The organism is Herbaspirillum autotrophicum (assembly GCF_001189915.1).
GTDB lineage: Bacteria > Pseudomonadota > Gammaproteobacteria > Burkholderiales > Burkholderiaceae_D > Herbaspirillum > Herbaspirillum autotrophicum.
The window spans coordinates 25131-36688 of sequence record NZ_LFLS01000016.1 but is presented as its reverse complement, the minus strand read 5'-3'; the positions used below and the strand labels follow the sequence as shown (position 1 = coordinate 36688).

Here is an 11558-nt window from a genome sequence, read left to right as displayed (position 1 = left end):
GTGGCAAAAACATGTGGCAAAAATAGTGCGTGGTCAACTGCAACTGCTGCTGTTGACGGCCACCAGCGGGATGCCGATACCGGGCACGCGCGATACCGGAGCAGTCAGCGCCAGACCGACGGCACGGACATAGTCGTCCCAGTCCAGCATGCCGGTCACGGTGGTCACATACTGGCCGTCGCGCAGGAATACCAGCGATGGCCGTTTGGTGGCACCGTAGCGGCGTGCCAGTGCATCTTCCGCTTCACGCACGGCAACCGCAACGCGGAAGCCGTCGGCGAATTGCTTTTGCAGCTCCGGCAAGACCACCGCGACATCCAGGCATTCCGGAAAACGCACGGGATCGCCGGCGATGAACAGCACGCAGTCGCCGGCCTGTTCCAGAAATGCGTTGCCGCTGGTGTCATCGACCCAGCAGGCATCGAAGTTATCGACCAGCCGTTGCATCAGCGGTGGTGTCGACGGCACGGTATGCGGCGCCGGGGTTTGCAACATGGAAGCTTCGTGGCTCATGGCGGGCTTTCATTCAAAGGTGTGGACTGGCCTGACAGGCTGGCGCTCAGTTCGGCGGTGCTCATGCTGGACGGCAAGACAAAGTCGGCCACGGCATTGCTGCCGTGGCCGCCGAGCGCTTGTTGCAGCATGTCGAGCACCTCGTTGATTTCAGCGGCACGTCCCGCATCGATGCGTTCGCGGGCATCGTCGAGAAACGTCAACAGCCAGTCGCCCGGTTGGCAGGGACCGACCAGCAAAGTGGAAATGCGGCGTTGCTCGCCCCGGCCCCGGCACAATACATAACCGGTTTCGACGCGCTCTACCTGCATCGGAATGCCTATGCACATGCCGGCTCCGCAGCGGGTGGCATGAAGCGCTCGTCGCCGGTGCGGCAGGCCAGTTCTTCCGGCGGCCGTTCCGCTTCGTAGCGCGCCATTGCCAGATGCGGCAAGGTGATCGCTTCCTCATCGGTCAGCGGCGTGGTGCGTGGCCGCGGTGCGGCATCCCAGGCTTGCAGAAATTCCAGCGCATGGCGCAGCGCCGGTTCCATCGCCTGGCGCACCAGCGGTCGCAGGCTGCCGCCGTAGTCTTCGATTTCTTCCGGCTGACAACCGATCAACACCACTTGTTGCGGATAACGGCCGGTCAGTTGCGCCAGCGACAGCACTTCCTGAAAACCGGTCTGATGCAGGCTCATTTTCCTGGCGCCGAGAAATTTCGGCACCTCGTCATTCAATACCAGCTTCATGGTGCCGGGCGCGAGACCATAATCGATGGCATCGAAAATCAGCAAGCGGTCTGCTGCCTGCACATGCTGAATCAGATACAAGCCTTGCGTGCCGCCATCGATCAGTTGCACATTGGGCGCGAACTCGTAGCGTTGTTGCAACAACTCGGCACAGCGCACGCCGAAACCTTCGTCGGCCCACAACACATTGCCGATGCCGAGTACCACGATGGCCGGCGCGGCCGGCAAATCAGATTGATGCATGACTGCTCATCCTTTAAAAGTGCGGTGACCGGAAATCATGGTGCTGACCACGCTGGTGCGACCCATGATGTCTTCGCGGATCGCGGCATACACATGCAGGATGATGAACACGATGATCACCCACATGCCGACGTGGTGCCAGGTATGTACATCCTGCGATTGCCCCATCAGCGGAATCACCCAGCCGAACAGATGATCGGCCCAGGAACCGCGCTGCAAGCCTTCGCCATACATGGCGAAGCCGGTCACGATCATGAACAGCGAGGCCAGCAGGAATACGAAGAACATCGCAAAGCGCGCCAGCGGATTGTGCCCGACGTAACGATTGGGACGGGCCAGCACGAAGCCATACCATTTCATCATCGACCATACTTCGCGCCAGTACGCCGCCGTGAAGATCGGCACCCAGAACATCTCGCGCGCATGCGAGTTGCCGACGCAAGCCCAGTAGATCCGCCCCAGCATGCCGATGGCAAACACATAGGCGGCGGCAAAATGGGCGAAGCGGATATAGCCCATCAGGTAATTGGCGCTGGCTTCGCCGGGCTGGGTCGGCAGCGGACTGCCGATGAAATAGCCGGTCACCGCCAGGATCACGATCGACAAGGCATTGATCCAGTGCCAGATCCGCACCGGCGCTTCATACACGTAGACTGATTTGACTGCTCCCGCCTGTGCGACGGCATCTTCATCCTGACCGGTACTTGCCGGTGCGGTGTTTTGCTGTGTCATGTTGTCTCCTGTTGATTCCTGACGGCGTGGCTGCCGCGCTTAACGTACCGTTACCGTGGTCAGTTCCTGGCCGTCCGGGCTCATGACGTGAGTGGAACATGCCATGCACGGATCGAACGAATGCAGTGTGCGCAGGATTTCCACCGGCTGATCGGGATTGGCCATCGGCGTATTCATCAGTGATGCTTCGAACGCGCCGATCTGCCCCTGACTGTCACGCGGGCCGGCATTCCAGGTACTCGGGACCACGCACTGATAGTTTTCGATCTTGCCATCTTTGATCTTGATCCAGTGTCCGAGCGCGCCGCGCGGTGCCGCCACCAGACCGACGCCCTGGGCTTCCTTGGGCCAGGTGGACGGGTCCCATTTTTCGACATTGGCGGTGGAAGAATCGCCGGCCTTGATGTTGGCCATCATTTCATTGAAGTCATCGCGCATCATCTCGGCGCAGTTGAGTGATTCCAGCGCCCGCGCCAGCGTGCGGCCGATGGTGGTCGGCAACAATTGCTTGGCGGTGTAATCGGTTTGCTTCATGCCGAGCATCTTGGGAATGTCGACATTGACGGCACGGGCCGATTCCAGAATCTGATTCTTGATGTAAGCCGCGCCGGTATGGTTGGGATTTTTCAGGGCGTGGGCATAGCCGAGAATGTAGCGCGACAATGGACCGACTTCCATCGCATGACCGCGCCAGCGTGGTGACTTGACCCAGGAATACTTGGCCGATTCATCGATCTGTTCAATCGCGGTGCGGGTCCCCTTGGTCTTGGCGCCCAATACATAGTTCGGATCGGTAACGCCGTCCCACGGATGCAAGCCCTTGGTTTCATCGGCGTACTTGTACCAGGAGTGCGAGACGAATTCCTGCACCTGTACCGGATCGCGCGGATCGACCGGAAAGATTTCATCCCAGTTGCCGTTGAGAATGGCGCCGCCCGGCATCTGGTTGGTGCTGTCGTCGTAATTGACCTTGGGATAAGCGCCGTAGTCGATGACGTTGGTTGCCGCCAGTCCGCCGCCGTAGAGCCAGCCGGCGTCCTTGTAGATGGTGCCGATGGCCAGCACGTCAGGAATGTAGACGTTGCGGCAGAAATCGATGGCTTCTTCGATGCGGGCCTTGACGAAATTGAGACGCTCCATGTTGAGTGGCGCCCCGGCCGCGCCATTGCCATCCATGTTGATCGCACATGGCACGCCGCCGACCAGATAATTCGGATGCGGATTCTTGCCGCCGAAAATGGTGTGGATCTTGACCCATTCCTTTTGCAGATCGAGCGCTTCCAGATAATGCGCCAGTGCCATCAGATTGGCTTCGGGCGGCAGCTTGTAGGCAGCATTGCCCCAGTAACCATTCTTGAACGGTCCGAGCTGGCCGCTTTCGACAAACTTCTTGATGCGGTTTTGGATGTCGCGGAAATAGCCCGGCGACGACACCGGATGCGATGGCGATACCGATTGCTGCAATTCCGAGGTGCGCTTGGGATCGGCCTTGAGCGCGGAAATGATATCGACCCAGTCGAGCGCATGCAGGTGATAGAAGTGCACCACGTGGTCATGCACTTGCAGGGTCTTGGCCATGATCTCGCGGATCAGATGGGCGTTCTTGGGAATCCTGATATCGAGAGCGTCTTCCACCGCGCGTACCGAGGCCAGCGCGTGGCAACCGGTGCAGACGCCGCAGATGCGTTCGACGAAGGCCCAGGCGTCGCGCGGATCGCGGCCCTTCAATATCACTTCCAGACCGCGCCACATGGTGCCGGTCGAAACCGCGTTGCGGATCACATTGTTGGCGTCGAGATTGACTTCCACCCGCATGTGTCCTTCGATGCGGGTGACCGGATCGACCACGATGCGGCGGCCGCTGTCATTGAGTTGATAACCTTGGGTTTGATAAGTTGTCATGCTTTGTCCTGGTTGCGTACTCGTGCGTTGTCGCGATGGAGCGCGGGCACTTTTCGTATGTGCAATGAATTCCGGTGCAGTGTCAGTGGTCGGCGTCAGCCGGATCTTTTTTTCGGGTGGCGCGCTTGATGGCCGACGCTGCGGCATGCGCTACCGCTGCCGCACCGGTGACCGCCGCGACAGTGCCGCCGATCTGATCGGCATTGGCTTCGATGCCGAACTGATGAATGTCGGTCAGGCGGTTGTAGAACGAACCCTTGTCCCAGAAGCCGTCTTCGGAGCAGCCGATGCAACCGTGGCCGGACTGGATCGGGAAACTGGTGCCTTCATTCCAGCGTGTGGTGGAACAGGCGTTGTAGGTAGTCGGTCCTTTGCAGCCGACCTTGTACAGGCAATAACCCTTGCGCGCCGATTCATCATCCCAGGATTCGACGAACTGGCCGGCGTCGAAATGTGGACGGCGATAGCACTTGTCATGAATGCGCTGGCTGTAAAACATCTTGGGACGACCTTGGCGATCCAGTTCCGGAATCTTGTCGAAGGTCAGCATGTAAGTGATCACACCAGTCATGACTTCGGCAATCGGCGGACAGCCCGGGACCTTGATGATCGGCTTGTCGAGGATTACTTTATGAATCGGCGTGGCTTGTGTCGGATTCGGTTTGGCTGCCTGCACGCAACCCCACGAAGCACAGGAACCCCAGGAAATGATGGCCTTGGCATCCTTGGCGACATGACGCAATTGTTCAATGAAGGGCCGGCCGCCGATGATGCAGCTCATGCCATCCTGATTCAGCGGCGGATTGCCTTCCACTGCCAGAATGTAGTTGCCCTTGTACTTGGTCATGATTTCTTCGAGGATCGCTTCGGCCTGATGGCCGGCGGCCGACATCAGGGTGTCGTCGTAATCGAGCGAAATCATGGACAGCACCACATCCTTGGCCAGCGGATGGGCGGAACGGATGAACGATTCCGAACAGCAGGTGCATTCGAGGCCATGCAACCACAACACCGGGGTGCGCGGCTTGGTTTCCATGGCATGCGCAATTTGCGGCACGAAGGCCGGACCCAGACCCAGCGACGTTGCCGTCAGCGAGCAATACTTCAAAAAACTGCGACGCGAAATGCCCTGACGCCGCATGACCTCATAGAATGTTTCGATCATTGCAAATCTCCACCGGTATCCACCGTTTTAAATTGTCTGTGCTACTGCCGTCTCCCATGCTGCAACTGCACATGTGCTTGCCGTTACCCCTGTCATTCCGCAACTTCCATGCCACTGCAAATAATCAGGTCAAGCGCGTGGAAACCTGCCTTGCAGCATCGGATTGTTGTTGTCTTGGGGAATTTGTGCCGGGAGCGGCAGCAGGAAGCGAGCGATTTGGCAGGCGTGATGGAAACTAACTAACCAGTGGCCGTGTTGTTGCGTTGCAATAAAATAAACTGGTTTGGGTTGCCGCGCGGGCGATTGCGCGACGGCACGCCGAAAACCATGGCCGATGTGGCCGGCGAAGGACGACGCCGTCAGGCCGCCTGAGCCGCCAGCGGTTGCTGTCGCAAACGCGCTTCGCGCAACAAGGCTTGCGGCGGCTTCCCGAGCGTGCGCAAGAACGCCCGCCGCATGCGTTCTTCATCGCCGAAACCGGTTTGCATGGCGATATTCGAAATGGCGACGTGGCCGTCTTCAAGCAGTGCACGGGCTGCTTCCAGTCGCAGTTTCTCGATGGCTTTGGCGGGGGAATGTCCGGTTTGCAGTTGAAAGGCGCGGCTGAAATGGCGCGGACTCCAATGCACATGATTGGCCAGTTGCTCCACCGTCAGCGGTTCCCGCAAGTTTTCCTTGGCAAAATTGAGTGCATCGCGAATCCGGTCTGAGCCGGGCTCCAGTTCCGACATGGTGGCAAACTGCGACTGGCCGCCAGTGCGGCGATGATAGATCACCAGCTTGCGCGCGACTGCCTTGGCCAATTCGGGACCAAGGTCATCATCCACCAGCGCCAGCGCCAGGTCGATACAGGCCGTCATGCCGGCGGAAGTCCACAGCGCGCGGTCGTGAACGAAAATCTTGTCGTCATCGATCAGGATTTCCGGATGCCGGCGTTTCAATTCATGTGCATGGGCCCAGTGGGTGGTCACGCGATAACCGCCGAGCAAGCCGGCTTCGGCCAGAATGAAGGCGCCGGTGCAGATGCTGGCGATGCGCCGTGCACGTTGAGCGGCGCGTTGCAGGCAGACGATCAATTGCGGTTCGGAGGCGGTAATTTCAGTCGCGCCGGCCAGCAGTACGGTGTCATAGGAACGCGTGCTGAAAGCCTGGGTTTCGATCCTGACACCCGATGAACTCATGACCATGCCGCCGCTGTGCGATACCACTTCCAGCGCATACGGCGCAGGCTGCTGCATCAGATTGGCGATTTCGAACACCGTCAATGCTGCCAGATCCAGCATCTGAAAGCCGGGAAATACAACCAGTGCGACGCGCTTGCTCATGGGGTCCTCCAACGTTCTTGATCCAGTCATTGCGCATGATGGCATAAAAAGTGGGTTTAATGTCATTTGAGACTTTTGATGTTGCTCCCATAATGATTTCTCCAACCTCGGAATCTACCTACGGAGTACGCAATGACAAACACCACCACCAAGGGCACGGCCCTGATTACCGGCGCCTCGACCGGCATCGGCGCCATTTACGCAGACCGTCTGGCGCAGCGCGGACATGACCTGATTCTGGTGGCGCGCAATGCCGAACGACTGGCCGCAGTGGCCCGTCGCATCAGCGACAGCAGCGGGCGCAACGTCAAAGTGGTGCCGGCCGATCTCGGCAACCAGACCGAACTGGCGCAAGTGGAAAACATCTTGCGCACGGACGCCAGCATCACTGTGCTGGTCAACAACGCCGGCTTTGGCGCCGTCACGCCGTTGCTGAATTCGGATGTGGATCGCATGGAACAGATGATCGACGTCAACGTCACGGCGCTGACACGCCTGACATACGCGGCCGTGCCCGGCTTCGTTGCGCGCAATGGCGGTACGGTCATCAATATCGCCTCGGTGGTGGCGATCGGCCCGGAAATCCTGAATGGCGTGTACGGCGCCAGCAAGGCCTTCGTGCTGGCGCTGACGCAATCGCTGCAACATGAACTGGGCGACAAGGGTATTCGTATTCAGGCAGTATTGCCGGGCGCTACCGCAACCGAATTCTGGGATATCGCTGGCCTTGCGCATTCGAACTTGCGCGAGGGGTCGGTGATGAGCGCCGAAGATATGGTCGACGCCGCGCTGATTGGCTTTGACCAAGGCGAAGTGATCACCATCCCGCCATTGCAGGATGGTGACGAATGGAGCCGCCATGAAGCGACGCGTCGGGTGCTGGCGCAACGCCTGAGCCATGCCCGTCCGGGTGCGCGCTATCTGGCCTGAGTTTGTGATTGCGTGTAATCGACGTCTTCGGTGCGGCCTCGCGTATTTTCCCGCATATGGAAATATCTGTGAGGCCGAAGATACCGTGATGGCACGTATTTGACTTGCCGCGTTGATCCTGGAAAGTCTTGGCGCAAGTGTATTTGTGGCGCCGACCCTTGCGAATGCGCAATATCTTGGGTTATCGGTAAAATATCGGGAACATATCAATGGAAAAAATTGCTGGTTTTGGCAAAATGAAATCTCTTTAACCAAGCAACAGGAGTGAGTGATGGCTAACCATGATGCAGATATGCAGAACAAAAACAAAGGTACCCCGGGGACGAACAAGACCTATGACAAGAATCAAGGGAATCGCGGCAAGCAACTGGATCCGCAGCAACAGAAGAAATCTCCACCGGCAAAAATAAAACCATCAATCTGATCGGGCATCACGTCAGAGGCACAACGGACAGGACTACCTGCTTTACACATGGCTGAAAAAGAAGACAGTAAAAAGTATCGCTACACCAAGCAACTGATCAATATGGCCTTGCGTGATGGCTGGACGCAAAAGCAGATCGCAGATACCTGTCGTACGCAGCAATCGATGGTCAGTTCCTGGAAGAACGGTGCCGCTGCTGCCAAGGAAAGTCAGCTTAAGAAGTTACTGGAAATATACGGTCCCCGGCTGAATCGCAAGACATTCAGAATTTATCATCACGTGAGCGAGGATGAGCAAGGGCAGTTTCAAGTTCACATGATCAAGGTTGAAGGCGAATTGATATTCAGTTTTCCTTACGGTAACAAAGAGTTTTGCTCGCGATGCCGGACTGAATCATCTGAATCGTCGTATTGCTCCTGCCGCTCCGCTCCGAAAAAAATCTCGGCTACCAGGAAATTGCTGGTGCAGGCATTGGGCAAGGGGAATTTCTGTTTGATACAGCAGATACGTCTCCTGAATGATGCGTCTCAAATGGAATTTCCCGAAACCAATATTTTTGTGAGCAAGGTAGTGGGGCAATTCACAGTCGAGACATTGCTGGATTTTTTCAAATTGCCAACAGAGGAAATGAATCAGATTGAACACCTCATGTTGCTGGTGTTATTGAAGAAATCGCTGCTGGAACATGGCTACCCTGTCGCCGATGTTGAGGAACATATGGCTGCGTGGTAGTCTTGCGGTACCCACCAAACTGCGTTGCGGCCACGCCAAGGTCGTTCGCACAAGATCATTCGTGATCATCCGGTTTCTTCGGGTTTACCCAGCCTTGCGGATCAGCCTTTTGCTGCCGCGATGCCTTGCAAGAAACACTTCGGTAGTCAATCACCTGCTGGCGCGGTCAGCTAGGATGCGACGCAATCCGGTCGTGGCCGAAAAGTGCCTGACTTCATCAGGGAATGGGGCGGGCAGAGAGCCGGGCCACCTTGCATAAGGTCGCCCGGCTTTCACTTTTGCCGAAGCCGGTCGTCACCAGCGGTAGGTTGCCGTGGCAAATACCTTGCGCAAATCGCCATACCGGCAACTGCCGGCACTGCAATTACTGATGAACGTCTTGTTGGTCAGGTTGCGCAGGTTGAGCGCCAGGTTCCAGCGTTGCAGGTCATATTCGACCAAGGCATCGAACACGGTGTAGGCCGGTACCGGAATGCTGGCCGATTCGGCGTAGCCATGATTGGAGCCGATATAGCGCGCACCGGCGCCAAGCTTGAGGCCGAACGGAAAGCGATAGTCGGTCCACAGCGAGGCTTGATTGCGCGATACCGCCTGCATCTGCTTGCCGATGTCGGTCACCGTGCTGCTGGCAGTGACCTCGGCCTTGGGCGTGAAGGTATATGCGGCGACCACATTGATGCGTGGTGTCGGCTGGAAAGCGGCTTCCAGTTCGAGACCGCGCACCAGAATTTCACCGGTTTGCTTGGGCAGGAAGTCCGTGGTGTAAGTGATGTAGTTTTGCCGGCGCAGGTCGAAGATTGCCGCGCTGTATTTGTCCTTGCTTCCGCTTGGCTGGTAGCGCAGCCCGACTTCATATTGACGTCCGGTTTCCGGTTGCAGCGGATTGTTGGTGACCGGATCGATGGTGGCAGTCGGCGAGAAGGACTCGGCATAACTGACGTAGGGGGCCCAGCCGCTCGGATGCAGATACACCAGTCCGGCGCGTTTGGTGAACTTGTGTTCCGTGATGCGCGTGGTGGAACCGTCAATATTGCTGTCGACCTTGGTGGATGCGCGGTCGTAGCGTCCGCCCAGCGTTGCTACCCAGTCGCCCCATTTGATCTGGTCTTGCAGATAAAAACCGGTTTGCGTCAGTGTGGTGTAGCCATCAAACCATGGCGCATCGGTACTGACGCTGCTGCCGTACACCGGCGCGTAACCGTCGATGGGTGCCACCGTGCCGGAATTGTAGGTACTTTGGTAGTTGCGGGAATGCTGGTAATCGAGACCCAACAACATTGTATGTTGCGACGCGCCCAGGCCGAATCTGGCTTGTACCTGATTGTCGATGGTCAGCAAGCGGGCGTTTTCGACGCTGCCGAACGGGAAGCGGTTCAACAGCCGGAAATTGGCCGGGTCGCCCGGGTTGCCGGGATTGACGATGGCAAAGTCGCTTTGGTTATAGACCTGGCGGTAATCTACCGAGGTGTAGCCGTAGCGTGCATTCTGACGCACGGTCCAGGTATCGTTGAGGCGATGTTCAAACAGATAGCCGGCCATCCACTGATCTTGATTGAAATGATCGAAGCCCGGTTCGCCGACATAGGTTTTCGGTGAGAATTGCCCGTTGGGATTTGGCAGCAGCGTGCCGACTTCCGGAAAACTGCCGTAAGAACTGCCGTCGCGTACTTTCAGATAATGCGCCAGCACGGTTAGCGAGGTATCGTTCGATGGCCGCCAGGTCAGCGCCGGTGCCAGAAATACCCGGTCGTTCGGCAAGCCGCTGCCGGCCAGATTGGCTTCCCGTACCAGCCCGGTCAGCCGGTACAGCAGCTTGCCCTGTTCATCCAGCGGCCCGGAAAAATCGGCCGCGATCTGCCGGCGTGAATTGTCGCCGAACTGGACTTGCAGTTCGTGCAGCGGTTCTTCGGTTGGCCGCTTGCTCACGACGTTGATCATGCCGCCGGCACCGTTTTGTCCGTACAGTACCGAGGCCGGTCCGCGCAGCACTTCGATCCGTTCGGCGCCATAGCTCTCGGTTTGCCACACCGCCCAGCTGTTGTTGTTGCGCAGTTGCAGTCCGTCCAGATAATAACCGGGGGCCTGGGCGTCGAAGCCGCGCAGGATGGTCCAGTCAAAGCGCGAGTCGGCGCCCCATGGCGAGGTATTGATGCCGGGCGTATAGGCCAGCGCTTCCTTGAGGCGAGTGGCGCCGATGGCTTCGATGAAATCGGCGGTGACGACGGAAATCGATTGCGGTGTCTCGATGATGGCGGAGTCGGTTTTGGTGCCGGTAGCACTGCGGCGCGCGATGTAGCCTTTGACTTCGCCGCTGGCATTTTCCTGTTCGGCCTGGGCTTTGACGGTTACCGCCGGCAATGCTGCTGCATTTGCCGGCCCGGCGTCAGCGCTGGAACTTGCTGCCGGACGCAACGAATAAGCGCCGTTGGGGGCGCGCACCAGTTGCACGCCTTGCCCTCGCAACAATTCTTCGAAGCCTTCCCGTACGGTGTAGTCGCCGCTCAGGCCTGCGCTGGACTTGCCTTGAATCAAAGCGGCATCGACCGCCAGCTCAATGCCGGCGCTGCTGGCAAAACCGGTCAGGACCCGTTCCAGCGCACCGGCCGGAATGCGATATGAGCGTTTTGCTTCGGCGCTGCTCTGATCCGTGGTCTGGGCGCGGGCAGTGACAATCCATCCGGCCTGCATGCCGAGCGCCAGTGTCGTCAGTAATGCCGCTTTGGTAGCGGTCGCCATCGGATTCAGGCGCGCTGGGCGGTGACGGCGGGCCATGGTTGAGGCAGCGCTGGCATGCCGGGTTCGGGAAACTGTCATGACGGGTTCTTTCGGGTCGGATTGATGAGTGGCTCATCAGGTATTCCG

At 58.2% G+C, this 11558-nt stretch carries 11 protein-coding genes; 3 read left to right on the top strand and 8 right to left on the bottom strand.

The window, feature by feature from the left end:
- Positions 1-33: 33 nt before the first annotated feature.
- From AKL27_RS13815 to AKL27_RS13785, 7 genes are all read right to left on the bottom strand, one after another.
- On the bottom strand, positions 34-513 hold the full coding sequence (locus AKL27_RS13815) for a thioredoxin domain-containing protein (protein ID WP_050463419.1): 480 nt from the start codon (positions 511-513) through the stop codon (positions 34-36).
- The gene (locus tag AKL27_RS13810; protein WP_050463418.1) at positions 510-842 is read right to left on the bottom strand and encodes a HypC/HybG/HupF family hydrogenase formation chaperone; all 333 of its coding nucleotides are present in this window, start codon (positions 840-842) and stop codon (positions 510-512) included. Before AKL27_RS13810 ends, AKL27_RS13815 begins: the two co-directional genes overlap by 4 nt.
- Positions 833-1486 (bottom strand): HyaD/HybD family hydrogenase maturation endopeptidase, encoded by a 654-nt coding sequence (locus AKL27_RS13805; protein ID WP_050463417.1) that lies wholly within the window; start codon positions 1484-1486, stop codon positions 833-835. Before AKL27_RS13805 ends, AKL27_RS13810 begins: the two co-directional genes overlap by 10 nt.
- Positions 1487-1492: 6 nt before the next feature.
- Positions 1493-2218 carry a Ni/Fe-hydrogenase, b-type cytochrome subunit gene (gene cybH, locus AKL27_RS13800; RefSeq protein ID WP_050463416.1) on the bottom strand — a complete coding sequence of 242 codons (726 nt, stop codon included), beginning with the start codon at positions 2216-2218 and terminating at the stop codon, positions 1493-1495.
- Between the two features lie 39 nt (positions 2219-2257).
- On the bottom strand, positions 2258-4120 hold the full coding sequence (locus AKL27_RS13795) for a nickel-dependent hydrogenase large subunit (protein ID WP_050463415.1): 1863 nt from the start codon (positions 4118-4120) through the stop codon (positions 2258-2260).
- A gap of 82 nt (positions 4121-4202) precedes the next feature.
- On the bottom strand, positions 4203-5285 hold the full coding sequence (locus tag AKL27_RS13790) for a hydrogenase small subunit (RefSeq protein ID WP_198155964.1): 1083 nt from the start codon (positions 5283-5285) through the stop codon (positions 4203-4205).
- Between the two features lie 359 nt (positions 5286-5644).
- Positions 5645-6610 carry a GlxA family transcriptional regulator gene (locus AKL27_RS13785; protein WP_050463414.1) on the bottom strand — a complete coding sequence of 322 codons (966 nt, stop codon included), beginning with the start codon at positions 6608-6610 and terminating at the stop codon, positions 5645-5647.
- A gap of 132 nt (positions 6611-6742) precedes the next feature.
- Here AKL27_RS13785 and AKL27_RS13780 point away from each other — a divergent pair, with 132 nt between their 5' ends.
- The 3 genes from AKL27_RS13780 to AKL27_RS13775 all read left to right on the top strand — a co-directional run bounded on the left by AKL27_RS13780 (position 6743) and on the right by AKL27_RS13775 (position 8696).
- Positions 6743-7540 (top strand): SDR family NAD(P)-dependent oxidoreductase, encoded by a 798-nt coding sequence (locus tag AKL27_RS13780; RefSeq protein ID WP_050463413.1) that lies wholly within the window; start codon positions 6743-6745, stop codon positions 7538-7540.
- 271 nt (positions 7541-7811) lie between these two features.
- Positions 7812-7964 (top strand): hypothetical protein, encoded by a 153-nt coding sequence (locus tag AKL27_RS28150; RefSeq protein ID WP_198155963.1) that lies wholly within the window; start codon positions 7812-7814, stop codon positions 7962-7964.
- Between the two features lie 48 nt (positions 7965-8012).
- Positions 8013-8696 (top strand): helix-turn-helix domain-containing protein, encoded by a 684-nt coding sequence (locus AKL27_RS13775; protein WP_050463412.1) that lies wholly within the window; start codon positions 8013-8015, stop codon positions 8694-8696.
- Positions 8697-8990: 294 nt separating this feature from the next.
- Here the strand turns inward: AKL27_RS13775 and AKL27_RS13770 are convergent, their stop codons facing one another.
- Positions 8991-11510, bottom strand: a complete 2520-nt coding sequence (locus AKL27_RS13770; protein ID WP_232310986.1) for a TonB-dependent siderophore receptor — start codon at positions 11508-11510, stop codon at positions 8991-8993.
- Positions 11511-11558: the final 48 nt, after the last annotated feature.